We start from the raw sequence: 24,702 nt of genomic DNA, 5'->3' as shown, positions 1-24,702 counted from the left end.
TTCATTTCCCAATTAAAATTATTTTTAGTAAAATAAAGAGTAAAATGTTTTAGAGAGGGTGCAAAAGTGTGCAACGCTACTTTGTTAAACACCGAGTAAATGATGAGCGTTTTTTCATTGACGAAGAAGACCGTCATCATATCGTCAAGGTTATGCGAATGCAAGTTGGTGATAAAATCATTTGTGTTGACCAAGAAGGGAAACAGGCTATATGCAGGCTTGCAGAAATTACCGATGAAAGTGTCGTTGCAGACGTTGTACAATGGAAAGAAGAGATTTCTGAGCTTCCAATTTCAATAACGATTGCCAGCGGGCTTCCGAAAGGGGACAAGCTCGAATGGATTATCCAAAAAGGAACGGAACTCGGAGCCCATCAGTTTCTCCCATTTTCTGGTGCTCGCTCAGTTGTAAAATGGGATGAAAAAAAGGGAGCGAAGAAAGTAGAGAGATGGCAAAAAATTGCTAAAGAAGCTGCTGAACAATCTCATCGAGCGTTTATGCCGGAAATCGTAAGCCCGATGAGCTTTAAAGCTCTAATGGGAAAAAGTGAGGATTTTGATTATAAATTAGCTGCCTTTGAGGATGAGAGCAGAAAAGGCGAAATTTCCGTTTTTTCTTCAACCCTCAAACAAATGAAGAACGGTGAGTCATTGCTTTTGGTTTTTGGACCTGAAGGCGGCTTAGCGGACGAAGAGGTTAAGCAATTAATGGATCATGGTTTTGGTCTATGCGGGTTAGGCCCGCGGATTTTAAGAACGGAAACGGCCCCGCTCTATGCACTTTCGGCCATTTCCTATCATTTTGAACTATTGAGGTGAGGATACGATGGCAACAGTCGCGTTTCATACACTTGGATGCAAGGTGAATCATTATGAAACTGAAGCTATCTGGCAGTTGTTTAAACAAGAAGGCTACGATCGGGTTGATTTTGAATCAATTTCCGACGTTTATATTATTAATACCTGTACAGTAACGAATACCGGCGATAAAAAAAGCCGTCAGGTTATCCGCCGTGCAGTGAGGAAAAATCCTGATGCAGTCATCTGTGTTACTGGCTGTTACGCACAAACATCCCCTGCTGAAATCATGGCGATTCCTGGTGTAGATATTGTTGTCGGCACACAGGACCGTGTGAAAATGCTCGGCTATATTGAACAATATAAGCATGAGCGCCAGCCGATTAATGGCGTCGGCAATATTATGAAAAATCGTGTTTATGAGGAGCTTGATGTTCCGGCCTTTACTGACAGAACACGAGCATCGTTAAAAATCCAAGAAGGCTGTAACAATTTCTGTACCTTCTGCATCATTCCTTGGGCCCGCGGCCTAATGAGATCCCGTGATCCGAAAGAAGTGATTCGCCAAGCGCAGCAGCTTGTGGATTCAGGCTACAAAGAAATCGTATTAACAGGTATTCATACTGGCGGTTATGGTGAAGACATGAAGGATTATAATCTTGCGATGCTCCTTCGTGATTTAGAAGCGGGAGTAAACGGAATTGAACGTCTCCGGATTTCATCAATTGAAGCGAGCCAGATCACCGATGAAGTGATCGAGGTAATTAAACATTCGAATATTGTTGTCCGGCATTTGCATATTCCATTGCAATCTGGTTCCAATACCGTTTTAAAAAGAATGCGCCGCAAATATACGATGGAATTCTTTGGTGAGAGACTGGACCGTCTAAAAGAGGTGCTTCCGGGCCTTGCGGTGACCTCTGATGTGATCGTTGGATTCCCTGGGGAAACCGAAGAGGAATTTATGGAAACGTACAATTTTATTAAGGAACATAAATTCTCTGAACTCCATGTATTCCCGTATTCTAAGCGTACAGGAACGCCGGCTGCACGGATGGAAGACCAAGTGGATGAAGAAGTGAAAAATAAACGGGTTCACCGCTTAATTTCCCTTTCCGATCAACTGGCAAAGGAATACGCCTCACTTTTTGAAGGTGAAGTATTAGAAGTAATTCCAGAAGAGGTATATAAGGATGAAGCAAATTCTGGATTATATGTTGGTTATACTGACAACTACTTGAAAGTTGTCTTTCCGGCAACTGAAGAGATGATTGGTAAAATTGTTAAAGTTAAGATAACCAAAGCTGGATATCCATACAATGAAGGCCAATTTGTTAAGGTTGTTGAGGAATCTGCGTTAGTGAAGAAAGAAGTATTTACTAAAGAAGAAGCTGCCATTTAAGGAAAGGACCTATTTCGGGTCCTTTTTATTTTGGGGCAAACTATTATAAGCAGCAAATTTCTTTCTGAAAATAAAATGATATCGGAGGGAGTATGCATATGGCTACTACTACAAATGTTGCTGCAATGATTGACCACACTTTACTAAAGCCGGAGTCAACAAAAGGACAAATCGAAACTCTCTGTCGAGAAGCCAGGGAGAATAAATTCTTTTCCGTATGTGTTAATCCAACTTGGGTCAGGACGGCAAAGGAATTATTACAGGGCAGTGATGTCAAGGTTTGTACGGTAATTGGCTTTCCTTTAGGTGCGACAACTTCTGAAACGAAAGCGTTTGAAACAACAAATGCAATTGAACATGGTGCTGATGAAGTAGACATGGTCATTAATATTGGGGCACTAAAAGATGGCAATGATGAATTGGTGGGGAGCGATATCCGGGCTGTTGTTGAAGCAGCCAAGGGAAAAGCATTAACGAAGGTGATTATTGAAACAAGTCTTTTAACAAAGGAAGAAAAAATTCGCGCCTGTGAACTTGCTGTTAAAGCTGGTGCTGATTATGTAAAAACTTCTACCGGATTTTCAACAGGCGGGGCAACTTTTGAAGACATTGCCCTAATGAGAAAAACGGTAGGACCTGATATCGGTGTCAAAGCTTCCGGCGGTGTACGAAGCACAGAAGACGCCCAAAAAATGATTGATGCCGGAGCGACCAGGATTGGAGCAAGTTCAAGTGTCGCAATCATAAACGGGATGCTAGTGACTTCAAATTACTAAAAAAAGAATTAATGTCTCAGCGCCCGTAAAGCAAGAAAAGAGCACATCTCGGGCACTCAGGAAGATCACAGTGCCCGTCAAGTAAAAAAACGAATCTCGGTACTCTACAATTCGCGTGAAGCCAATCCCACCCACTCTTGCAAGTCCCAGTACTCAATAACAAAGAAAGACAGCAAATTTGCTGTCTTTCTACGATACAGGGCGTTTTGGTTTTCGATCGTGCAAGTATAAAATCATCTCACCAAACCTAGTAGCAAACGGTAAAACAAGCAGGGAAGTGGCAACATTAAAAATCACACTAATATGCGCTAATTGTACATCTCTTTTACTTGCGAGTAACGGTGCATTATCAGTGAGTATCGGGATCAGCGGAATAAACAGCAAGACCCCGAATACATTTAACCAAACGTGGGCAAATGCGGCCAGGCGAGATTCCTTTCCGCCGCCAATCGATGCAATAACCGCTGTAATACAGGTGCCGATATTAGCACCAAGTACAATCGCGATGCCGGCATCCAACTGCAGCAGCCCGGCAGTTAGAAAACCCATCGCAATCCCAGTCATCGCCGTGCTTGACTGAATAATCGCCGTAATCACTGTGCCTGTTAATAAGCTTAAAAAAATATTATCATTAATCGATAAGATAAATTTATTGATAAAGTCCATTGTAGTTAATGGCTCCGCTAATAATTCAAAACCTTTCATCGCCGTGAAAACAGAGGCAATTCCGAACAGAAGCATGCCAATACTTCTTGCCTTTTTATTTTTAAATAAAATTAGAAATGCTCCGCTAACGGCAAGGGGAACTAGGACCGCATCTAAATCAAAGGTAATTAGTTCAGTTTTAAATGTAGTGCCAATATTGGTGCCGAGAATAATCCCGATTGACTGAGGAAAGGTCATAATTCTAGCCGAAATTAAGCCAATGGTAATGACCATGACAGCAGTGCTGCTTTGCAGGAGAGCGGTAATAAATGTTCCTGTCAACATCCCTTTTAATGGTGTACGTGTTAGTTTGATCAGCCATGTTTTCAATTTATTCGCCGACAAATTGAATAACCCAAACCTAATAATGGTCATACCAAAAATAAATAATAAAATACAAAGAAGAAATAATAGTATGTATAGCATGTCTTTGGCCCCCTCCCATTCATTCTATGGTCAAATACTGCGGGACATGCCACTTTTTCAGACAGGCTCTTCTATAATTTGCATAAAAAAAATGAAAAGCTCGTCCTAACACTGCGAATTTCAGTTGACCTTGTTTCAAGGTTATATTATAATTGCAAGGTACATGGATTGAATGTAAGTGTGTTGTGTTTCGGAGGGAGGGAAAGAGAATGTCTAAAACCGTCGTTCGTAAAAACGAATCGCTTGAAGATGCTCTTCGTCGCTTCAAACGTACAGTATCAAAAACTGGTACTTTGCAAGAGGCAAGAAAGCGCGAATTCTATGAAAAGCCAAGTGTAAAACGTAAGAAAAAGTCTGAAGCTGCTAGAAAACGTAAGTTTTAAGAGAGGGTGTAATATATGAGTCTTCTCGAGCGTTTAAATGATGATATGAAACAAGCGATGAAAAACAAGGAAAAAGACAGACTCTCAGTCATTCGGATGGTGAAAGCTTCGTTGCAAAATGAAGCCATTAAGCTCGGAACAAAAGAGCTTTCCGAAGATGTAGAGCTAACAATCCTTTCTCGCGAAGTAAAACAACGCAAAGACTCCCTCCATGAATTTGATAAGGCTGGTCGTCAAGATCTAGTTGATAAGTTGCGTGCAGAGTTGGCAATCGTCGACCTGTATTTGCCGAAACAGCTTTCTGAAGCTGAATTATCAGAGATTGTAAAAGAAACAATTTCTGAAGTCGGTGCAAAATCAAAAGCGGAAATGGGAAAAGTGATGGCTGCGATTATGCCCAAAGTTAAGGGAAAAGCAGACGGGTCACTTGTAAATAAATTTGTACAACAACACCTTTCATAGTATTCTGACACTAAGACCGCAGACCATTAAAGTCTGCGGTCTTTTATTTTAGGCTGTATTAAAGCACATTGTTGATTTTGAGGACAATGTTGATTGGAGTGGAAGGCGCGAGACTCCTGCGGGAGCAGCGGGACAGGTGAGACCCCGCAGGCGCTTTAGCGCCGAGGAGGCTCACCGCCCGCCCCGCGGAAAGCGAAGCGCCTGGAACGGAAATCAACATTCACTTTTAACAGAGCCTTTTTTTATAAACGAATGAAACTTTTATTGCTTTCATACGTACTACATACAGTCAGTTGAAAAAAAGAAAAAAAGGGGGGGCAGCTGATGATTGAATTGCTTACTGACCCGATTGTTGTAACCGTTCTCTTAACGATTGCAGGAGTCGGCATTGTGTTAGAACTTTTTTCATCGAAGTTTGGTATAGCTGGGTTCATCGGTGTATTTGCATTATTGCTATTCTTTTATGGTCATTTTCAAGCGGGGCTTGTTGGATTCGGTACATTAGTCCTGTTTGTAGCAGGAATTCTTCTTATTTTTTTGGAATTCTTTGTACCGGGGGCGGTTGCGGGAACACTTGGTGTTGCAGCATTAATTTTAAGTCTTTTTTTATCAGGAGAAGATGCTTTGCAAATGGGGGTTTCCATCTTAATTGCCATCATCATTTCGATCATCGTTTTCTTTATCATGATTAAGGTTTTTGACAAAAAGCTGGTGCTGTTTAGCAAAATGGTTCTGTCTGATTCAGCGGGAAATGAGAATGGATATGTTTCGAATATTAACCGGACAGACCTTTTGGGGAAGACAGGGACAGCATTAACGGTCTTAAGGCCGGCTGGTACGGTTATCATTAATCATGAACGAATCGATGTGGTCAGTGAAGGCGGCTTTATTGAACAGGATGCCAGAGTAAAAGTAATTAAAGTTGAAGGAGCCCGCATTGTTGTAAGAGAAGTGAAATAGTTGAAGGAGGTTTTTATAAATGGAAATTAATGATGGAACAATTTTTATTCTTGCCGTTGTCGTCGTTGCCTTAATTCTTTTTGGAATTCTATTATCCTTTGTACCAGTTATGCTCTGGATTTCAGCACTTGCTGCCGGAGTGCGAATTAGTATTTTTACATTAGTAGGGATGAGACTTAGACGGGTAACTCCAAGCAGGGTAGTTAACCCGCTGATTAAAGCTCATAAAGCTGGAATCAATGTCACGATCAATCAGCTTGAAAGCCATTACCTTGCCGGCGGGAATGTCGATAGGGTAGTAAATGCATTGATTGCCGCACACCGTGCCAATATTGAACTATCGTTTGAACGCTGTGCAGCCATCGATCTTGCCGGTCGTGACGTGTTAGAAGCGGTGCAAATGAGTGTTAATCCAAAAGTTATCGAAACTCCGTTTATTGCGGGTGTTGCGATGAATGGGATTGAAGTTAAAGCGAAGGCTAGAATTACCGTTCGTGCCAATATCGAGCGTCTTGTCGGTGGTGCCGGTGAAGAAACGGTTGTTGCCCGTGTTGGTGAAGGGGTCGTTTCTACCATCGGTTCATCAGATAGTCATAGTAAGGTCCTTGAGAATCCAGATTTAATCTCACAAACGGTCCTTGCAAAAGGGCTTGATGCAGGTACAGCATTTGAAATTCTCTCGATTGATATTGCTGACGTTGATATCGGTAAAAACATTGGTGCAGAGCTGCAAACAGAACAAGCGGAAGCTGATAAGAAGATTGCGCAGGCAAAAGCGGAAGAGCGCCGGGCAATGGCTGTCGCTTCTGAACAAGAAATGAAGGCAAAAGTACAGGAAATGAGAGCAAAAGTTGTGGAAGCAGAAGCAGAGGTTCCTCTAGCGATGGCAGAAGCACTAAAATCAGGAAATATCGGTGTGATGGACTATATGAACATTAAAAACATTTCCGCCGATACAGATATGAGAGGCTCTATTGGGAAAATAACCGGTGAGAAAAAGGATGACCAGTAAAACCCACTTTGATCAAAAAAGGAGGGTGAAGAATTGAATACACTATTAGTCATGATTGTTATCGGCATTATCACTTCGATGTTTAGTAAAGTAAAAAATAATCGCGGCCAATCCCCAAATAAGCCAACTTCAACCAATGCCATTGGGGAAATCCGCAAACTTTTTCAAGAGCTTACTGATAATGAATTAAGTGAACCGAGCCCAATTATGAAACCAAGAAGAACGAGCCCTGTAATCGTTGAGCAAAAAACAGCTGCTCCGGAAAATCTCGAAAATGAGTACATGCAGGTAAGAAAAGAGTCTGAATTCAGTCGAGAGAGAGCGGCCGCCTCTCGACAGCAAAAAGAAAGAATTAAAGAACATATTGAGAAGGATAAGCAAGAAGAAGCTGGAACTATTCTTTCTGAATACCCGGACGCCAAAACACTGGTTAATGGAATTGTCTGGTCAGAAATTCTTGGCGAGCCTCGTTCGAAAAAACCGTATTTTACTAAAAGAGGCTAAACAGGCAATCATAAATCAAATCGAAAAAAATGTGCTAGAACCCCCTTTCATTTCATAAATTGAGATGAAAGGGGGTTCTTTTTTTATGGCAAAAAAATGGGGCGGGCGAATCCGCAATTGGATGGCTAATAAAATGGATCTTCCTCAGGATGTCATGATGGATCTGCCTCGGATTACGATGATTGGCCAAATCCATGTGTATATTGAGAACCACCGTGGCTTGCTGGCCTTTACCGATAAAGAGCTGCGCCTGCTATTAAAGCAAGGCCAATTGTTGATAAAGGGAAGTTCTTTTGTGATTAAAACGATTTTACCTGAAGAAATTTTGTTAGAAGGAAAAATTGATCAGGTCATGTATATAACTGATAATCCGGGAGGAAAAAAATGAAGAACCAGTGGATTGAATTTCTCTATGGCAGAGTGACCGTTAAAGTATCTGGGAAGGGGATTGAGCGTTTCTTAAATGTGCTAATAAGGAATGGTATTCATATTTGGAATGTTAAGCGGCATGGAACGGAGACGGTTACCTTTAAAATGAGGCTTCATGATGCCAAGAACATTCGTTTTTATGCAAGAAAAAGCGAATGTTCAATCACATTTTTACGAAGAAGTGGAATCCCATTTTTATTCAAAAGATTGTTAAAAAATAGCGGCTTTTTACTAGGTGCAGGAGTTTTCCTGTTGATTATCTTATTGTTATCTAACGTTATTTGGGGCATTGAAATAAAAGGGGCCAAGCCCGCGACAGAATACAAAATTCGCAAAGAATTGGACAAGATGGGTGTGAAAATTGGCAAGGTTCAATTTTTCGTTAAAAATGTGGAAGGAATACAGCGGCAATTAACGAATAACATTGGCGATCTTACCTGGGTTGGTGTGGAATTAAACGGGACAACCTATCATCTTCAAGCGGTCGAAAAAAATGAGCCCAAAAAGCCAGAGCAATTATCCCCGCAAAATCTTGTCGCGAAAAAGAAGGCCACTATTGTAAAGATGTTTGTTGAAACGGGTCAGCCGGTGGTTGAGAGGAATGACCATGTAGAGCCGGGGCAAATACTCGTTTCTGGGGTGTATGGACAAGAAGGTAAGACCGAGTTAGTTGCAGCTACGGGCAAGGTTTGGGGAGAAACTTGGTATAAAAGTAACGTCAAGCTTCCGTTAATAACGAGCTTTAAGGTATATAATGGCAAGGAAAAACAAAAACGATCTCTTTTAGTGGGCAGTTGGGAAATCCCAATTTGGGGCTTTGGGAAGCCAGAGTTTGAAAAATATGAGACAGAAAAGGATGTTCGTAAAATTCACTTTTTAAAGTGGGATTTGCCGATATCCTATGTTCATAAAACAATTCGAGAACGGGAAGAGTTTACTCGTGAATATACAAACGAAGAGGCAGAAAAAGAAGCGCTTAACTTGGCAAGAAAACAAATAAAAAGCGAATTAGATGAAGATGCTATCATCAAAGATGAAAAAATTTTACACAAGTCAACTAAAAATGGTAAAGTTATACTAGATATTCACTTTAAAATAATTGAAAATATAGCAGTCGGACAACCGATATTCAAGGAGACACCTGAATGACAGAAAAATTAACAACAATTAAAGTACAGCTAGAAAACCCAGCCGAGGCGATTACACTACTGGGTAACTCTGATCAAAATTTAAAAATAATTGAACAAGAACTTGATGTCTCCATCATTACAAGAGGGGAATCTGTTAATTTGTCAGGCGACGAAGAGAAGGTCAGCCTTGCTGGGGAAATTCTTGACAAATTAATGATTGTGATTCGAAAGGGAATTAATATTAGCCAAAGAGACGTTCACTATGCGGTTCAAATGGCGAATAAGGGAACACTTGATTACTTTGTCAATTTATATGATGAGGAAATCGGCAAAAATGTCAAAGGTAAAACCATTCGGATTAAAACCCTCGGACAAAGGCAATATGTAATGGCGATAAAAAAGCATGATCTTGTCTTTGGGATTGGGCCAGCTGGAACGGGGAAAACCTATCTAGCAGTTGTTATGGCTGTGGGTGCCCTAAAAAACGGTCAAGTAAATAAAATTATTTTAACTAGGCCGGCTGTTGAAGCGGGAGAAAGTCTTGGGTTTTTACCCGGAGACTTGAAAGAGAAGGTGGATCCATATTTAAGGCCCTTGTATGACGCTTTAAATGACGTTTTAGGCGTCGAACATACACAGCGGTTAATTGAACGGGGGACGATTGAAATTGCTCCTCTTGCGTATATGAGAGGCCGTACGTTAGATGATGCTTTTGTTATTTTAGATGAGGCACAAAATACGACACATGCCCAAATGAAAATGTTTTTGACAAGACTAGGCTTTGGGTCGAAAATGATTATTACTGGCGACAAAACGCAAATTGATTTGCCTAAGGGAGCAAAATCCGGATTAATCGCAGCGGAAGAAATTTTACAAAATGTAAACGGCATTTCGTTTACCTTTTTAGAACAAACCGATGTTGTCCGTCACCCGCTTGTAGGCAGGATTATTGAAGCGTATGAGAAGAAAACAATCTAACAAAAACACAAGGGGTAAACCTGAATAAATGGTTTACCCCTTTTTCCTTACCAAGATAAAGCGAAATAATGAATCTTCTTCGTTTAGTGGATGAAACTTGAAAGAAAAACTGTTATCATTTTACATAAAGCGAACTTTCAGTAATAATATGTTTATTCTTGCGTTATAATGTCGGGCCGTGTTTTGGGGGGATAAAGTTGGGAAAACTGCAGAAATACTTCATACGGGTACGCAAGCTGCTCGATTTTACTTTTTTTCGAATCTTATTTTTTATTGTATTAGGAGCCATCCTTTTTGCGGCAATGTATAGTCAAGTAAAACCAGAAAAACTTGACTTGAGCTTGTTTTCCGTTGCAGAAAAAACGATTCGATCCCCTGGAACAGTGGAGGATAAAAATAGTACCGAGAAAAAACGGAAAGAGGCACGCGACCAAGTCCAGCCTGTTTATACCTTAAAAAATGAATACACGCAAAACCGAGTGGATTTAATTACGTCTATTTTTTCCGCAGCAGCAGAGGTCAATGATGAAATAAAAGAAGAATTAAAGAAGCAGGAAGAGCCGGCTACGGAGGAAAAACCGGCAAAAGAGGAGCCGAGTGTATCAGAAAAAGTGACAAGGCTTAAAGCAAAATTGACCTCCGGTGTTTCGAAGGATCTCCCCGGTCAAGTGTTCTCAAGCTTAGTCCAAGCGAGTAACGAGGAGTTGTCGAACGCTAAGGATTTGACCGTAACAGCAATCAACAATGTGATGACGAAAAGAATACCTGGAGATGAAGTAGAAAACGCTAAAAAGCGAGTCGAAGAAGAATTAAAATACTCAGCATTAAATGATAGTTTAAGAAGTGCTGCGATTGATCTGGGCAGGTATGCAGTTATCCAGAATGAATTTTATGACCCGGCTGCCACAGAGGATTTACGACTGCAGGCGGCTGAAAACGTAGAACATGTAAAGATTCTTCAGGGGCAAATCATTGTCGAAGAAGGAAAATTAATTAATCAGGATATTTATCATCAGTTAAAGCTAGTCGGTCTTCTCAACACTGAAAAATCATTTAAACCATTCATTGGCTTAGTTGTTTTAATTACCATTATTCTTTCGGCCGTTTATTATTATTTTTATCAAATGCAATCTCTTCCCGAGAAACGGCAAATGTTTTTATTATTGTATGGGATTATTTTTCTACTTTCCATTTTAATTATGAAACTGGTCAGTCTGCTGCAAATATTTAATTACGCGGGAATTGGCTATTTATTCCCTGCCGCGATGGGGGGCATGCTAATTAGGATATTAATTGATGAAAAGCTGGCGATCCTCACGGCGATTATTCTGGCGGTTTGCGGTAGTGTTCTTTTCAATGAGGGAGTGACGGGAACCCTAAACTTTTCGGAAGGTATTTATATCCTTTTCAGCGCTTTAGCGGGCATCCTGTTTTTGAGCGGGCAAAATCATCGCTCGAAAATATTGCAAGCAGGCTCGATTGCGTCATTAGTCAATCTTTTGGCGATAGTGGCGCTAATGTTTCTGCCGAACGGTCAGTTTTCAGGAATCGAATATGGGTATTATCTTATTACAGCCTTGGTATCAGGAATTGGCTCAGCTGTGTTAACCATTGGCTTACTGCCTTTTTTAGAGGCTAGTTTTGGGATTCTCTCGACGATGAGGTTGATTGAACTATCTAATCCCAATCATCCGCTGCTTAGAAAAATTTTAATGGAGGCACCCGGTACATATCATCATAGTGTAATGGTCGCTAATTTAGCAGAATCTGCATGTGAGGCAATTGGGGCAAACGGCCTGTTGGCAAGGGTTGGCAGCTATTATCACGATATTGGCAAAACAAAAAGGCCAAACTTTTTTATTGAAAATCAAATGCACCATGACAATCCGCATGATCGCTTGCCGCCAGACAAGAGTTCTCATATCATCATTGCGCATGTAATAGACGGTTCATCCATCTTGAAGAAATACCATATGCCGAAAGAAATTATTGATATTGCCGAACAGCATCATGGGACAACTTTATTGAAATTTTTCTACCATAAGGCGCTCCAAAACGAAGAAGAAACAAAGGAAAGCGATTTTCGCTATCCGGGACCAAAGGCGCAAACTAAAGAGTCTGCTGTGGTTGGCATTGCAGACAGCGTGGAGGCGGCTGTCCGGTCTTTATCACAGCCCACGCCCGAATTAATTGAATCGCTTGTCAATAAAATTGTCGCTGACCGGCTCCAGGATGGTCAATTAAATGAATGCGATATTACAATCAAAGAAATTGAAACGGTAACCCATACGTTATGCGAAACATTAAAGGGGATTTTTCACTCGCGGATTGAATATCCAGAAATGACGAAAAAGAAGGTGAAGCAAGCATGACATTACTGATTGATTGTATTGATGAAACCAATGAACTTTCAGACGAACAAATGCTTGAAATTGAAAGAGTATTAAATTTTGCCGCAAATAAACAAAATGTTGAAATCAATAGCGAAGTTTCGGTCACATTTGTTTCCAACGAGAGAATTCAGGAGATTAACCGGGAATATCGTATGAAAGATGCCCCAACCGATGTTATTTCTTTTGCTATGGAAGAACTGGGTGAAGGTGAAATTGAAATAACCGGAAACCAGCTTCCTCGTGTCCTAGGGGATATTATTATCTCTGTTCCAAAAACAAAAGAACAGGCAGAGGAGTATGGGCATTCTTTTATACGGGAGCTCGGATTTCTCGCGGTTCATGGTTTCCTGCATCTCTTAGGCTATGACCACATGAGCGAGGATGAAGAAAGAGAAATGTTCACTCTGCAAAAGGAAATATTAAACGAGTATGGACTCACAAGATAAACGAAATCCGATATCTTTCATTAGCTCTTTGTCATATGCCATTTCAGGGGTTAATATAGCTCTTAAAGCAGAAAGAAATATGCGGATTCATTTCATCAGCTCTATCATTGTTTTACTCGGTTCGTATTATTTTTCGATTACGAAAATAGAGTGGTTATTTATCCTTTTCGCGATTGGCGGCATGTTTGCCTTAGAGCTGGTGAATACCGCTATCGAGCGTGTGGTTGACCTAGTGACAGGAGAATATCATCCACTTGCAAAACAAGCGAAAGATTTGGCTGCCGGGGCAGTCTTAGTTTATGCTGTCCTATCGGTGGCAATTGGGATGATCATTTTTTTCCCTTACATTCTAAATTTATTTTAGCAACGGTTTGAAAAGGGAAAGGGAATTCGGTAAAATAACATTTCAGCTTATAATTCTTGGATAGGTTGATTTGTGAGAAAATTCTAATTTTTTTATTACTTTTTTGTTGCAGGTAATGATTTTCTCTCATTTTTGATGTAAAATAAAGGAACAGCAGATTTCTGCTGGAAGGGAAGAAAAATTGTGAACATCGAAGAATTAATTGAAGAAGCAAAAAAAGCAAGAGAAAAAGCCTATATTCCTTATTCGAAGTTTGGAGTAGGGGCAGCATTGTTAACAACGGATGGAAAAGTATATCATGGCTGTAATATAGAAAATGCCGCTTACAGTATGTGCAACTGTGGAGAACGTTCAGCTCTATTTAGTGCCTATTCACATGGCGATCGGGATTTTGCGCTGCTTGCTGTTGTAGCTGATACAGAACGACCATGTTCTCCTTGTGGTGCCTGCCGGCAGGTAATCTCTGAACTGTGCCCTAAGGATATGAAGGTGGTTTTAACCAACTTAAAAGGGGATATTCAAGAAATTACCGTCGAAGAATTATTGCCTGGAGCATTTTCACCGGAGGATTTACATGCAGAATAATGGGAATGGAAACGGATACAAGTCTGGGTTTATTTCGATTATTGGCCGGCCGAATGTAGGGAAATCAACCTTTCTTAATCGAGTGATTGGCCAGAAAATTGCCATTATGAGTGATAAACCGCAAACAACTCGTAACAAAATTCAGGGTGTGCTATCAGTTAATGACGCACAAATGATTTTTATTGATACACCAGGTATCCACAAACCAAAACATAAATTAGGCGACTTTATGATGAAGGTTGCACAAAATACACTAAAAGAAGTAGATTTGATTCTATTTATGGTAAATGCTGAAGAAGGATTTGGACGTGGTGAAGAATTTATTCTTGAAAAATTCCAAACGGTCAACACACCAATATTCCTTGTGATTAATAAAATTGATCAAATTCACCCGGATGAATTATTGCCAATTATTCAGTCTTATAAAGACAAATACGCCTTTAAAGAAATTGTTCCCATATCTGCGCTTGAAGGAAATAATGTGGAGCGATTGTTAGACCAAATAAAGTCCTTCTTACCCGATGGTCCACAATATTATCCAGCTGACCAGGTAACCGATCATCCTGAACGGTTTATCATTACTGAACTGATTCGGGAAAAGGCGCTGCACTTAACGAGGGAAGAAATTCCCCATTCTTTGGCTGTTGTTCTTGACAAAATGGAGCGGCAAAAGGGTAAGGATATCATTCATGTCATGGCAACTGTAATAGTGGAAAGAGATTCACAAAAAGGGATCATTATCGGAAAACAAGGAAGTATGCTGAAAGAGATCGGAAAGCGGGCCCGGGTAGATATTGAAAATCTCCTTGGTTCAAAGGTGTTTTTAGAGCTTTGGGTGAAAGTTCAAAAAGATTGGCGCAATAAGATGTCCCAGCTTCGCGATTACGGCTTCAACGAAGATGAATACTAATAATCACCCTAATAAAATATTATCTTATCTACAATTTATGCATGGACAACATTAACAATATTTTCGTCTTATGATTTTTGCGCTGGCAGGCTATGATAATTGTAAGGTTTGGGACCCGAATAAAGCTAGTCTAAATATTGAAAGGTGGGGTTTTCGTTGATGGATTTTACGTGGAAAGTATTCCTTCAGACAGGTAATATTGACACATATCTTCTCTTCAAAGAGCTTGAGAAGGAAAACCAAGAAATACCCGGAAATCTGAATGAAGAGCTAGCACAAATCGATTTTCCCGTTTCATAAGCAAGTCTTTCGCGCTCCTTAAGAAGGTGGCTTTTAATGCTTCAGAAGTGTGAAGGCATCGTGATTAGAACGACAGATTACAGTGAAACCAATAAGATTGTAACTATATATTCAAGGGAATGGGGAAAGATTGGTGCGATGGCACGAGGAGCAAAAAAGCCAAACAGCCGCCTTTCCTCCATTACCCAGCTGTTTACACATGGGTATTTTCTCATTTCTAGAGGTTCCGGATTAGGAAGCTTACAGCAGGGAGAAATCATTACCTCATTGCGTTCGATCGGTGAGGATATTTTTTTAACTGCCTATGCAAGTTACATTGTTGAATTAACTGATAAATGTACAGACGAGAAAAAACCAAACCCGTTTCATTTTGAATTGCTTTATCAAACATTAAATTTCATGAATGAAGGCTATGACCCGGATATTCTGATGAATATTTATGAGATGAAAATGTTAAATGTCATCGGTATGTATCCCATCTTAAATCAATGTTCCATCTGCGGCAGTACAGATGGACATTTTTCCTTTTCGATTCGGGAAGGTGGATTTATCTGCCACCGCTGTTTAGATAAGGATCCGTATCATTTTAAATTATCAGCAGCTGCAGTTAAATTATTACGGCTATTTTATTATTTTGATCTTTCCAGGTTAGGTAATATTTCGGTTAAAGAAGAAACGAAGGCTGAATTGAAAAAAGTGATTACTGCTTATTATGAAGAGTATTCCGGCTTACATCTCAAAACGAAAAAATTCCTTAATTCCATGGATCAATTTCGCAATCTTTTATAATTGCCTTGTTGACAATGTTTGGAGTATTGGTTAAAATTTTGGTTAATAAAATAATTGCAGTGACGGAAAAGAGTAGTTAGTCAACTCTATAAAAGCGAACCTAGGACGGTGTAAGCTAGGGTATAGGGCACTAACGAAGGCGTTCTTGAGCAATCAAGTGTTGTTATAACACAACTTAAAGAGGCTGCTATCATAGCAGCAAATAGGGTGGAACCGCGGGTAACTCTCGTCCCTATGCTTAATAAAGCATAGCGACGAGAGTTTTTTATTTATCTAAAAAAGGAGCGAAAAGCAATGAAAGTATCGATGGAGCAAATTGTATCACATGCCAAACACAGAGGATTTATTTTTCCGGGATCGGAAATTTACGGCGGTCTTGCTAATACTTGGGATTACGGTCCATTAGGCGTTGAATTTAAAAACAATATAAAACAGGCATGGTGGAGGAAGTTCGTTCAAGAGTCTCCATATAATGTCGGCTTGGACGCAAGTATCCTGATGAATCCGCGAACTTGGGAAGCGTCTGGACATATTGGTAACTTTAACGACCCGATGATGGATTGCAAGAATTGTAAAGCCCGTCATCGTGCCGATAAATTAATTGAAAATGCGCTTGATGAAAAAGGCATTGAAATGGTTGTTGACGGATTGCCGTTTGACCAAATGGAAGAGCTGGTTAAAGAGCATCATATCGCTTGCCCAGATTGTGGCAGCCATGATTTCACCGGAATTCGCCAGTTCAATTTAATGTTTAAAACCTTCCAAGGGGTAACAGAATCAAGCACGAATGAAATATTTCTTCGCCCGGAAACTGCACAGGGTATTTTCGTTAACTTTAAAAATGTGCAGCGGACGATGAGAAAGAAACTGCCATTTGGTATTGCCCAAATCGGAAAAAGCTTCCGAAATGAAATTACCCCTGGTAACTTCACCTTCCGGACAAGAGAATTTGAACAAATGGAGCTTGAATTTTTCTGCAAACCAGGTGAAGAGCTGAAATGGTTCGATTATTGGAAGCAATTTGCGAAAGACTGGTTAATGTCATTAGGTCTTACTGAAGAAAATTTACGACTGCGCGACCACTCAGAAGATGAACTTTCTCACTACAGTAATGCGACAACTGACTTTGAATTTAAGTTCCCGTTTGGCTGGGGTGAATTATGGGGTGTTGCTTCGAGAACAGATTATGATTTAAAACAGCATATGGAATATTCTAGCGAAGACTTTCATTATTTAGACCCTGAGACGAACGAAAAGTATGTGCCTTACTGTATTGAGCCTTCACTGGGTGCCGACAGAGTAACGCTTGCATTCTTGATTGATGCATATGACGAAGAACAGCTTGAAGATGGCACGTCTAGAACGGTAATGCACTTCCATCCTGCACTCGCACCATTTAAGGCGGCAGTCCTTCCGTTATCGAAGAAGCTGTCTGAAGAGGCAAGAGAGGTTTTCGCAACATTAGCTAAACATTATTCAGTAGATTATGATGAAGCGGGTTCGATCGGAAAACGTTATCGCCGTCATGATGAAATCGGTACACCATACTGTATTACGTATGACTTTGATTCCAAGGAAGACAACATGGTTACAGTTCGTGACCGTGATACAATGGAGCAAAAACGACTCCCGATTACTGAACTAGTGAGCTTTTTACAGGAAAAAATGTCATTTTAAAAGAAACCCGCCACCGGCGGGTTTTCTTTTAAAAACAACGCTATTTGGTATATAATAATTCTATTATAGTATGACTTTATTAGGTCTTCAGATTTATTTTTAAGGTGGTGAGAACAATCGAACTGACTAAACGCCAGGAGCATATTTTGGATATTGTAAAGGAAAATGGACCGATTACCGGTGAGCAAATTGCTGACCAGCTAAGCTTGACCAGAGCGACATTAAGACCGGATCTAGCTATTTTAACGATGGCAGGTTTTCTAGATGCAAGACCTCGTGTCGGCTATTTTTATACAGGTAAATCCGGGGCTCAGTTGTTAACAGAGAACCTGCAGAAAATTTATGTCAAAGATTATCAATCCATTCCAGTTGTAGTGAATGAAAATGTTTCTGTTTATGATGCTATTTGTACCATGTTCCTTGAAGATGTAGGAACATTGTTTGTAGTCGATCAAAAAACAATTTTAGTTGGTGTATTATCCAGAAAGGATCTCCTTCGGGCAAGTATAGGGAAACAAGAGCTTACCGCGATTCCAGTCAATATCATTATGACTAGGATGCCAAATATAACCATGTGTGAACGGGAAGATTTATTAATTGATGTCGCTAAAAAATTGATTGAAAAGCAAATTGATGCCTTACCAGTAGTTAAGAAATCAGACAAAGGTTTCGAGGTAATTGGCAGAGTAACAAAAACAAACATCACAAAAGCATTTGTGTCGTTAGGCGACGAATAAACTAGGATTAGGAGTTGTTGAGGGAGAATGAGTATTCCAATCATTTATGTTGTCTCTGATTCAGTTGGTGAGACAGCTGAATTAGTTACAAAAGCCGCCGTCAGCCAGTTTAATGGCGCCGGGATGGTGTTAAAAACGTTTCCATATGTAGAAGACGTGGAACATATTGATGAGGTATTATCGCTAGTATCACTGGATAAAGGGATGATTGCCTATACCCTCGTTAAGCCTGAAATGCGTACATATATGAAGGAAAGAGCGGAAAAGGAAGGAATATTGTCAGTGGATTTGATCGGTCCGATCATAGATCAGATCCAAGTGTTCAGTGGAAAGACGCCTTTATGTGAACCGGGTCTTGTCAGAAAGCTTGATGAGGATTATTTCAAAAAGGTAGAAGCAATCGAATTTGCAGTTAAATATGATGATGGACGTGACCCAAGAGGAATTTTAAAAGCAGACATAGTTTTGATTGGTGTTTCAAGAACATCGAAAACGCCATTATCACAGTATTTGGCTCATAAGCGCTTAAAAGTAGCGAATGTCCCGCTTGTCCCAGAGGTCGATCCACCCGAAGAACTCTATAAAGTTCCAATTGAAAAATGTTTTGGTCTCAAAATAAGCCCAGAAAAACTAAACAATATTAGACGAGAACGTTTAATATCGTTAGGTTTAAATGATCAGGCGAGTTATGCGAATATCGAGCGGATTAAAGAAGAATTGGCCTTTTTCGAAAATGTAGTGAAAAAAATTAATTGTCCAGTTATTGATGTTACAAATAAAGCAGTTGAAGAAACGGCAAACGTGATTCAAAATTATATTCAAAAAGGCAGACCGTAACACATAATCATTTGATTATGTGTTTTTTTTAAAAAAAATATGAGATGTAGTAAGAAATAATTATGGCAAAATGATAATTTATATACTATAATAAAAAATTGTGATAAAAATGTATCTTTTTAGGTTTAGAGTTGGATGTGAACGAATAAACTATTTATTGTTAGATGTCAAGGCAGGGACCCCTTTAAACTCCCAAAAAAATTCGACATAAATCCTTTTATAAAAGTTCACTTGTTAAGAAGGAATATGCGGAGTGATGTAGAATTAATACTTAAGTAAAAAGCATTCCGACATTTTTTGTCGAAGGTGCTGCTCATTTTTCCATTGAAGTACTGTTTGCTGCTCCTGTATCGCATGTGAAAGACAAGAATACATATGCAGCCTGGAAATATGTTGATTCAGGAAAGTTTTCGCAGACCGATTCATCATGAACAATTAGGGTAAAGGAGATATTACGATATACAGGGAGGACTCGAGTCAGATTCAGGACAAAATTAATAAAAATTTTGTCGAAATTTGCAGGAATTTAATAAGTTTCTGCCGAATACCTGTAGTATAAATGGAGATGTTTTCATGGCAGACCGTATTGCCGAAGAAAAAATAGATAGAATTCGTCAAACTGTTGATATTGTCGAGATAATTAGTGACTATGTCCAACTGAAAAAACAAGGGCGAAATTACTTCGGATTATGTCCATTCCATGGAGAAAGCACCCCATCTTTTTCAGTATCACCCGACAAACAAATTTTCCACTGCTTTGGCTGCGGAGCTGGGGGGAATGTTTTTTCTTTTTTAATGGAGCTAGAAGGAATCTCCTTTCAAGAAGCAGCCATTAAACTGGCAGCGAAGGTTAATGTTGACCTTGAAATTAATTTATCAGCAGCACATGGTGAGAAAAAAGTTTCCAAAGAATTTCAAGCAATGCATGATGCTCATGAACTGTTACGGAAATTCTATCATCACTTACTGGTAAATACAAAAGAAGGCCAGCATGCATTGGAGTATTTGCTAGAAAGAGGTTTTACACGTGAGTCCATCGATAAGTTTCAAATTGGCTATTCATTAAATTCATGGGATTTTGTGTATAAATTCCTTTCTAAAAGGGATTTTTCAGCCGAATGGATGGAAAAGGCCGGCTTAATTATCAGGCGTGAAAGGGACGGGAATTACTTTGATCGCTTCAGGGATCGAATTATGTTTCCGATCCATGACCGAAACGGCAAAACGATTGCTTTCTCAGGGAGATCACTTGGGCATGATGAGCCAAAATATTTAAATAGTCCCGAAACAGCAATCTTTAATAAAAGCAAAATTCTTTATAATTATCATTTGGCTAGACCAAGTATAAAAAAAATGCAGCATGCTGTTCTATTTGAGGGATTTGCTGATTGCATTGCTGCGGATCGCTCTGGGGTGGAGAATGGTATTGCCACAATGGGGACATCCTTGACAGATGAACATATAGCCCTATTACGTCAAAGCGTTCAATCCGTAACCATTTGCTATGATTCTGATAAAGCGGGAATTGAAGCTGCCTTCCGTGCCGGTAATCACTTAAACAATGCGGGTTTTCAAATCAAGGTTGCCATGATGGCTGATGGACTGGATCCTGATGAATATATTAAAAAAAAGGGCCCAGATAAATTCCGCAATGAAGTGATTGGTGCAAGTTTAACTTGGATGGCCTTTAAATTTCTTTACTTTCGCAGAGGGAAAAATCTTCAAATTGAAGGAGATCGGCTTGCTTATATCGAAGTGATAATTAAAGAAATCAGCAAATTAGATAAAGCGGTTGAAAGAGATCATTACTTAAGACAGCTTGCAGCAGAATTTTCGCTTTCGCTTGATGCTTTAAACCAGCAGCAAAAACAGATGTTCTTTGCTGAAAAGAGGGTTTCAGCAGGGAAAAAGGAATCTGTTAATAAACCAGTTTTAATTGTAAAACAGGTAAATGAACTAAAGCCCGCCCATTTTACGGCAGAAAGACGTTTAATTGCTCATATGCTGAAAAACCGCGATGTTGCCTATAAGGTTCAGGATTTACTTGCGGGGAATACGTTTAATAATGATGAACATCAGGCAATAATAACCTATCTGTTAGGATTTTATGAGGAACACGAAGAACCTGACTCAAGTGCATTTTTAACCTATATTCAAGATGGAAATCTTAGAAGAATGGTTGCGAACATTGAAATGATGTCGATTAATGACGAGTTAAGCAATCAAGAATTAACTGATTATATCAAACAGGTGTTGAATTATCCAAAGTTGTTAAAGATAAAAGAAAAAGAAGTGGAACTAAAGGAAGCAGAGCGGCAAGGTGAATTTAGCAGAGCTGCTGAAATTGGAAACGAAATCAACCAATTACGTAAATCGCTATAGATTATATTGGAATTGTCTTTGATTTTGGAAGGAGGGGCCCCATATGGCTGCTGAAAAATCAGCCCGTTCAAAAGAAGTTGAAAATGAATTAACTTTTGAACAAGTGAAAGACATGTTAACGGCACTGGGAAAGAAAACCGGCGTCCTTGCCTACGATGATATTGCTGAAAAAATGGCAAACTTTGAGTTGGAATCTGATCAAATGGATGAATTTTATGAGTTTTTAGGTGATCAGGGGATTGAATTGGTCGGAGAAAGTGACGATGAAGATCCAGATATTAAAAAGTTAGCAAAAGAAGATGACGAATTTGATTTAAATGATCTGAGTGTTCCACCTGGAGTAAAGATAAACGATCCCGTTCGCATGTACCTAAAAGAAATTGGCCGGGTAGATTTGCTTTCTGCTGAAGATGAGATTAAGCTCGCTAACCGCATTGAAGAAGGCGACGAGGAAGCAAAACGCCGTCTTGCTGAAGCAAACCTGCGCCTTGTTGTAAGTATAGCAAAACGCTATGTTGGCAGGGGAATGCTATTTTTGGATCTAATTCAAGAAGGAAATATGGGTCTCATTAAAGCTGTCGAGAAATTTGATTATCGCAAAGGCTTTAAGTTTAGCACCTATGCAACATGGTGGATTCGTCAAGCGATTACCCGTGCAATTGCAGACCAAGCAAGGACCATTCGTATTCCTGTTCATATGGTTGAGACCATTAATAAATTGATTCGTGTTCAGCGTCAATTGCTTCAGGATCTTGGACGTGAACCAACACCTGAAGAAATTGGTGAAGATATGGATTTAACACCTGATAAGGTAAGGGAAATTCTCAAAATTGCCCAAGAGCCAGTATCGCTTGAAACACCAATTGGAGAAGAAGATGATTCACACCTTGGAGATTTTATTGAAGATCAGGATGCAACATCACCTTCTGAACATGCTGCTTATGAATTATTAAAAGAGCAGCTTGAAGATGTCCTTGATACGTTAACGGACCGGGAAGAAAACGTTCTTCGCCTTCGTTTTGGGTTGGATGACGGCCGGACTCGCACCCTTGAAGAGGTAGGAAAAGTATTCGGTGTAACCCGTGAGCGTATTCGCCAAATTGAAGCGAAGGCATTAAGGAAATTACGCCACCCAAGCCGGAGCAAACGACTGAAAGACTTTTTGGAATAGAATATAAAGATAAAATAGTTTACTCCTTACAGGGGTGAACTATTTTTTTTGCCGAAACCTCTTTGGTAAAGTAAAGCATTCGCTTTCTGTTATTTTACTGAATTGTCTTTCATTTTGCAAATAGACAAAGGGAAATCTATTTCATTTTTAACGTTTTTTATTTTTGCAAAAAAAGATTCAATGGCATTCATTTTTTGCGGGTTGTAATAGTCTTCATTCAATTCTTCTTTTTCCCATTAAAGGTCAAGTTATTTTTATTATATTCACATAATATTATATTTTCTAAAATTTTTAAACCTTGAGAAATCAAGATAAATACTCGTATAATAATAAAGAAAGCGTATACAAAGTGTTCTAGGGGGATGGAAATGAATTTTGATTTAACTTCTGAACAAGAAATGATTAAACGAATGATCCGCCAGTTTGCAGATGAAGAAGTTGCACCTGGTGCCATAGAACGGGATCGAAGTAAGAAATTTCCTTTGGAGATATTTCAGAAATTGGCTGAGATGGGGATTATGGGGCTTCCTTTTCCTGAGGAATACGGCGGAGGCGGTGCGGATACTGTCAGCTTTGCTATCGTAGTAGAGGAATTAAGCAGAGCGTGCGGTTCGACAGGTATTACCTACTCTGCACATATTTCCTTAGGCGGGGCGCCACTCTATTTGTTTGGGACAGAGGAACAAAAGCAAAAATATTTAACGCCGATTTGTACGGGAGAATCTTTTGGCGCATTTGGTTTGACTGAACCGAATGCCGGTTCAGATGCAGGCGGAACGAGAACATCTGCCAAAGAGGAAAATGGTGAATTTATCATTAATGGTAATAAGTGTTTTATTACCAATGCCAGCTTTGCCAATCAATTAGCGATCACGGCTGTGACGGGCGAGAAAGATGGGAAGAAGGAAATTACAGCAATCATCGTTCCCACTAATGCAGCTGGTTTTACAGTCATCGATAATTATGAAAAAATGGGCTTAAATGCATCGAATACAACGGAGCTTGTGTTAGAGGATGTAAGAGTTCCTGTGGAAAACCTTTTAGGAGAGCGTGGAGAGGGCTTTAGGCAGTTTTTAATTACGCTTGATGGCGGACGTATAGGAATTGGGGCAATGGCAGTAGGGATTGCTCAGGGTGCGTATGAAAAGGCGCTTGCCTATGCGAAGGAACGGAAACAGTTTGGTAAATCGATTTCTTCCTTTCAAGCGATTCAATTTAAACTTGCTGATATGGCAATGAAAATTGAATTAGCACGAAATATGGTGTATAAGGCGGCTTGGTTAAAAGACCAGGGAAGACCGTTTTCTAAGGAAGCTGCCATGTGTAAACTCTATGCTTCAGAAATATGCATGGAAGTGACGGACCAAGCCGTCCAAATTCATGGTGGTTACGGCTATATGAAGGAATATCACGTCGAGAGAATGATGCGTGATGCAAAGCTTCTGGAAATTGGCGAGGGAACATCTGAAGTTCAACGAATGGTTATTTCACGATTAATTGGTTGTTAGCAAGAAAAGCGCAAGCGCCTGGAGCTGGACAATTCTCAATGGCCAAATGTTATATTTGAACTAAATAGGGGAAGATAACAAGAGGCTGAAAAGATAATTTTATGTTATACAGCCTCTTTTTTGTTTTTTACAAAGATTATAGTGATAAAATATGTTTAGGGCTTTTACTTCTGTTCTTTTTCAAGTAAAATAGTAGTTGTTTGTAAACGATTTTTTATTTAACAGATATTCGTACATATGGGAGGTATTATCATGAAGAAAAATCCAGCCATTCCTTACATTCTTATCTTGGTTTTTGGAATTGTACTTGTATTTATCTTGTCGTTCAAAGGCCTTGGTGATATGAAAGAGATTGCAACGGATAATAAAGGGGCTGGCGGCGCTAAAACAGAAGAAACGGCTTCAGCCAAACCTGAAGACATTTATAAAAATGCCGGCTGTATTGGCTGCCACGGCGACCAATATCAAGGTGGTATGGGTCCTTCGTTAAAAGGTATTGGTGATAAGATATCAAAAGACGAAATCAAAGGGTTTTTAACGAATGGCAGTGATAAAGGAATGCCGGCAGGCTTAGTAGCACCAGAACAAATGGATGCCATGGTAGAATGGGTGTCGAAGATTAAGTAAGGTAATATAAAA

Annotated in this window: 26 protein-coding genes and 1 other annotated feature; of the genes, 25 read left to right on the top strand and 1 reads right to left on the bottom strand. The window is 39.7% G+C overall.

Going from position 1 to position 24,702, the window contains the following annotated elements; translation table 11 throughout:
- The first annotated feature begins 68 nt into the window (after positions 1 to 68).
- The 3 genes from ACFVSW_RS10920 (at position 69) to deoC (ending at position 2,975) form a co-directional block, all read left to right on the top strand.
- Positions 69 to 818, top strand: coding sequence for a 16S rRNA (uracil(1498)-N(3))-methyltransferase (locus ACFVSW_RS10920; RefSeq protein ID WP_387315664.1), 750 nt, complete (start codon positions 69 to 71; stop codon positions 816 to 818).
- A 7-nt stretch (positions 819 to 825) separates the two neighbouring features.
- The gene (mtaB, locus tag ACFVSW_RS10915; RefSeq protein WP_387315662.1) at positions 826 to 2,199 is read left to right on the top strand and encodes a tRNA (N(6)-L-threonylcarbamoyladenosine(37)-C(2))-methylthiotransferase MtaB; all 1,374 of its coding nucleotides are present in this window, start codon (positions 826 to 828) and stop codon (positions 2,197 to 2,199) included.
- A 98-nt stretch (positions 2,200 to 2,297) separates the two neighbouring features.
- A complete protein-coding gene (gene deoC / locus ACFVSW_RS10910; protein ID WP_387315660.1) occupies positions 2,298 to 2,975 on the top strand; it encodes a deoxyribose-phosphate aldolase in 678 nt (225 codons plus the stop codon).
- A 189-nt stretch (positions 2,976 to 3,164) separates the two neighbouring features.
- Here deoC and ACFVSW_RS10905 read toward each other — a convergent pair whose 3' ends face one another.
- Positions 3,165 to 4,106: a Na/Pi symporter gene (locus tag ACFVSW_RS10905; RefSeq protein WP_387315658.1), complete on the bottom strand. Its 942-nt coding sequence runs from the start codon at positions 4,104 to 4,106 to the stop codon at positions 3,165 to 3,167.
- Between the two features lie 209 nt (positions 4,107 to 4,315).
- Here ACFVSW_RS10905 and rpsU point away from each other — a divergent pair, with 209 nt between their 5' ends.
- From rpsU to cccA, 22 genes are all read left to right on the top strand, one after another.
- Complete coding sequence (gene rpsU / locus ACFVSW_RS10900) at positions 4,316 to 4,489, top strand: 30S ribosomal protein S21 (RefSeq protein ID WP_007087607.1); 174 nt, start codon at positions 4,316 to 4,318, stop codon at positions 4,487 to 4,489.
- A 15-nt stretch (positions 4,490 to 4,504) separates the two neighbouring features.
- Positions 4,505 to 4,951: a GatB/YqeY domain-containing protein gene (locus tag ACFVSW_RS10895; protein ID WP_387315653.1), complete on the top strand. Its 447-nt coding sequence runs from the start codon at positions 4,505 to 4,507 to the stop codon at positions 4,949 to 4,951.
- Between the two features lie 324 nt (positions 4,952 to 5,275).
- On the top strand, positions 5,276 to 5,911 hold the full coding sequence (locus ACFVSW_RS10890) for an NfeD family protein (RefSeq protein ID WP_387315651.1): 636 nt from the start codon (positions 5,276 to 5,278) through the stop codon (positions 5,909 to 5,911).
- Positions 5,912 to 5,930: 19 nt separating this feature from the next.
- Entirely contained in the window at positions 5,931 to 6,923 is a 993-nt protein-coding gene (gene floA, locus ACFVSW_RS10885; RefSeq protein ID WP_387315649.1) for a flotillin-like protein FloA, read from the top strand.
- A 33-nt stretch (positions 6,924 to 6,956) separates the two neighbouring features.
- Positions 6,957 to 7,427 carry a hypothetical protein gene (locus ACFVSW_RS10880; RefSeq protein ID WP_387315646.1) on the top strand — a complete coding sequence of 157 codons (471 nt, stop codon included), beginning with the start codon at positions 6,957 to 6,959 and terminating at the stop codon, positions 7,425 to 7,427.
- An 85-nt stretch (positions 7,428 to 7,512) separates the two neighbouring features.
- Positions 7,513 to 7,815 (top strand): sporulation protein YqfC, encoded by a 303-nt coding sequence (gene yqfC, locus ACFVSW_RS10875; RefSeq protein ID WP_024030119.1) that lies wholly within the window; start codon positions 7,513 to 7,515, stop codon positions 7,813 to 7,815.
- Positions 7,812 to 9,005, top strand: a complete 1,194-nt coding sequence (gene yqfD, locus ACFVSW_RS10870) for a sporulation protein YqfD (RefSeq protein ID WP_387315643.1) — start codon at positions 7,812 to 7,814, stop codon at positions 9,003 to 9,005. The genes yqfC and yqfD overlap by 4 nt, the downstream gene beginning before the upstream one ends.
- On the top strand, positions 9,002 to 9,964 hold the full coding sequence (locus ACFVSW_RS10865; protein WP_387315640.1) for a PhoH family protein: 963 nt from the start codon (positions 9,002 to 9,004) through the stop codon (positions 9,962 to 9,964). Before yqfD ends, ACFVSW_RS10865 begins: the two co-directional genes overlap by 4 nt.
- A 197-nt stretch (positions 9,965 to 10,161) precedes the next feature.
- Entirely contained in the window at positions 10,162 to 12,336 is a 2,175-nt protein-coding gene (locus ACFVSW_RS10860; RefSeq protein WP_387315638.1) for an HD family phosphohydrolase, read from the top strand.
- Positions 12,333 to 12,803: an rRNA maturation RNase YbeY gene (gene ybeY / locus ACFVSW_RS10855; protein WP_024030123.1), complete on the top strand. Its 471-nt coding sequence runs from the start codon at positions 12,333 to 12,335 to the stop codon at positions 12,801 to 12,803. Before ACFVSW_RS10860 ends, ybeY begins: the two co-directional genes overlap by 4 nt.
- On the top strand, positions 12,787 to 13,167 hold the full coding sequence (locus ACFVSW_RS10850) for a diacylglycerol kinase family protein (RefSeq protein ID WP_387315635.1): 381 nt from the start codon (positions 12,787 to 12,789) through the stop codon (positions 13,165 to 13,167). The genes ybeY and ACFVSW_RS10850 overlap by 17 nt, the downstream gene beginning before the upstream one ends.
- A gap of 183 nt (positions 13,168 to 13,350) precedes the next feature.
- Positions 13,351 to 13,752: a cytidine deaminase gene (locus ACFVSW_RS10845; protein ID WP_387315633.1), complete on the top strand. Its 402-nt coding sequence runs from the start codon at positions 13,351 to 13,353 to the stop codon at positions 13,750 to 13,752.
- Positions 13,742 to 14,662, top strand: a complete 921-nt coding sequence (gene era / locus ACFVSW_RS10840) for a GTPase Era (protein WP_387315632.1) — start codon at positions 13,742 to 13,744, stop codon at positions 14,660 to 14,662. Before ACFVSW_RS10845 ends, era begins: the two co-directional genes overlap by 11 nt.
- Positions 14,663 to 14,818: 156 nt before the next feature.
- Entirely contained in the window at positions 14,819 to 14,962 is a 144-nt protein-coding gene (locus ACFVSW_RS10835) for a YqzL family protein (RefSeq protein WP_024030127.1), read from the top strand.
- A gap of 36 nt (positions 14,963 to 14,998) precedes the next feature.
- Positions 14,999 to 15,751 carry a DNA repair protein RecO gene (gene recO, locus ACFVSW_RS10830; RefSeq protein WP_387315630.1) on the top strand — a complete coding sequence of 251 codons (753 nt, stop codon included), beginning with the start codon at positions 14,999 to 15,001 and terminating at the stop codon, positions 15,749 to 15,751.
- A 50-nt stretch (positions 15,752 to 15,801) separates the two neighbouring features.
- Positions 15,802 to 15,988: a binding site (T-box leader), on the top strand.
- A gap of 57 nt (positions 15,989 to 16,045) precedes the next feature.
- Positions 16,046 to 17,428, top strand: coding sequence for a glycine--tRNA ligase (locus tag ACFVSW_RS10825; protein ID WP_387315628.1), 1,383 nt, complete (start codon positions 16,046 to 16,048; stop codon positions 17,426 to 17,428).
- A 104-nt stretch (positions 17,429 to 17,532) separates the two neighbouring features.
- Positions 17,533 to 18,165, top strand: a complete 633-nt coding sequence (gene ccpN / locus ACFVSW_RS10820) for a transcriptional regulator CcpN (RefSeq protein WP_387315626.1) — start codon at positions 17,533 to 17,535, stop codon at positions 18,163 to 18,165.
- Between the two features lie 27 nt (positions 18,166 to 18,192).
- Positions 18,193 to 19,002, top strand: a complete 810-nt coding sequence (locus ACFVSW_RS10815) for a pyruvate, water dikinase regulatory protein (RefSeq protein WP_387315624.1) — start codon at positions 18,193 to 18,195, stop codon at positions 19,000 to 19,002.
- Positions 19,003 to 19,575: 573 nt separating this feature from the next.
- Positions 19,576 to 21,384 carry a DNA primase gene (gene dnaG / locus ACFVSW_RS10810; protein ID WP_387315622.1) on the top strand — a complete coding sequence of 603 codons (1,809 nt, stop codon included), beginning with the start codon at positions 19,576 to 19,578 and terminating at the stop codon, positions 21,382 to 21,384.
- A gap of 43 nt (positions 21,385 to 21,427) precedes the next feature.
- On the top strand, positions 21,428 to 22,555 hold the full coding sequence (rpoD, locus tag ACFVSW_RS10805; RefSeq protein ID WP_387315620.1) for an RNA polymerase sigma factor RpoD: 1,128 nt from the start codon (positions 21,428 to 21,430) through the stop codon (positions 22,553 to 22,555).
- A 368-nt stretch (positions 22,556 to 22,923) separates the two neighbouring features.
- On the top strand, positions 22,924 to 24,063 hold the full coding sequence (locus ACFVSW_RS10800) for an acyl-CoA dehydrogenase family protein (RefSeq protein ID WP_387315618.1): 1,140 nt from the start codon (positions 22,924 to 22,926) through the stop codon (positions 24,061 to 24,063).
- 252 nt (positions 24,064 to 24,315) lie between these two features.
- Complete coding sequence (gene cccA / locus ACFVSW_RS10795; RefSeq protein ID WP_387315615.1) at positions 24,316 to 24,690, top strand: cytochrome c550; 375 nt, start codon at positions 24,316 to 24,318, stop codon at positions 24,688 to 24,690.
- Positions 24,691 to 24,702: the final 12 nt, after the last annotated feature.

It is taken from the genome of Neobacillus sp. NPDC058068 (assembly GCF_042885335.1).
Taxonomy (GTDB): domain Bacteria; phylum Bacillota; class Bacilli; order Bacillales; family Cytobacillaceae; genus Neobacillus.
The sequence above is the reverse complement of the archived record's forward strand: the minus strand, read 5'-3'. Positions and strand labels throughout refer to the sequence as shown.

Coding starts and splice junctions, on each gene's coding strand:
- mtaB (WP_387315662.1), top strand. CDS start 826: ATGGCAACAGTCGCGTTTCATACACTTGGATGCAAGGTGAATCATTAT.
- deoC (WP_387315660.1), top strand. CDS start 2,298: ATGGCTACTACTACAAATGTTGCTGCAATGATTGACCACACTTTACTA.
- ACFVSW_RS10905 (WP_387315658.1), bottom strand. CDS start 4,106: ATGCTATACATACTATTATTTCTTCTTTGTATTTTATTATTTATTTTT.
- rpsU (WP_007087607.1), top strand. CDS start 4,316: ATGTCTAAAACCGTCGTTCGTAAAAACGAATCGCTTGAAGATGCTCTT.
- ACFVSW_RS10895 (WP_387315653.1), top strand. CDS start 4,505: ATGAGTCTTCTCGAGCGTTTAAATGATGATATGAAACAAGCGATGAAA.
- ACFVSW_RS10890 (WP_387315651.1), top strand. CDS start 5,276: ATGATTGAATTGCTTACTGACCCGATTGTTGTAACCGTTCTCTTAACG.
- floA (WP_387315649.1), top strand. CDS start 5,931: ATGGAAATTAATGATGGAACAATTTTTATTCTTGCCGTTGTCGTCGTT.
- yqfC (WP_024030119.1), top strand. CDS start 7,513: ATGGCAAAAAAATGGGGCGGGCGAATCCGCAATTGGATGGCTAATAAA.
- yqfD (WP_387315643.1), top strand. CDS start 7,812: ATGAAGAACCAGTGGATTGAATTTCTCTATGGCAGAGTGACCGTTAAA.
- ACFVSW_RS10865 (WP_387315640.1), top strand. CDS start 9,002: ATGACAGAAAAATTAACAACAATTAAAGTACAGCTAGAAAACCCAGCC.
- ybeY (WP_024030123.1), top strand. CDS start 12,333: ATGACATTACTGATTGATTGTATTGATGAAACCAATGAACTTTCAGAC.
- ACFVSW_RS10850 (WP_387315635.1), top strand. CDS start 12,787: ATGGACTCACAAGATAAACGAAATCCGATATCTTTCATTAGCTCTTTG.
- era (WP_387315632.1), top strand. CDS start 13,742: ATGCAGAATAATGGGAATGGAAACGGATACAAGTCTGGGTTTATTTCG.
- recO (WP_387315630.1), top strand. CDS start 14,999: ATGCTTCAGAAGTGTGAAGGCATCGTGATTAGAACGACAGATTACAGT.
- ACFVSW_RS10825 (WP_387315628.1), top strand. CDS start 16,046: ATGAAAGTATCGATGGAGCAAATTGTATCACATGCCAAACACAGAGGA.
- ACFVSW_RS10815 (WP_387315624.1), top strand. CDS start 18,193: ATGAGTATTCCAATCATTTATGTTGTCTCTGATTCAGTTGGTGAGACA.
- dnaG (WP_387315622.1), top strand. CDS start 19,576: ATGGCAGACCGTATTGCCGAAGAAAAAATAGATAGAATTCGTCAAACT.
- rpoD (WP_387315620.1), top strand. CDS start 21,428: ATGGCTGCTGAAAAATCAGCCCGTTCAAAAGAAGTTGAAAATGAATTA.
- ACFVSW_RS10800 (WP_387315618.1), top strand. CDS start 22,924: ATGAATTTTGATTTAACTTCTGAACAAGAAATGATTAAACGAATGATC.
- cccA (WP_387315615.1), top strand. CDS start 24,316: ATGAAGAAAAATCCAGCCATTCCTTACATTCTTATCTTGGTTTTTGGA.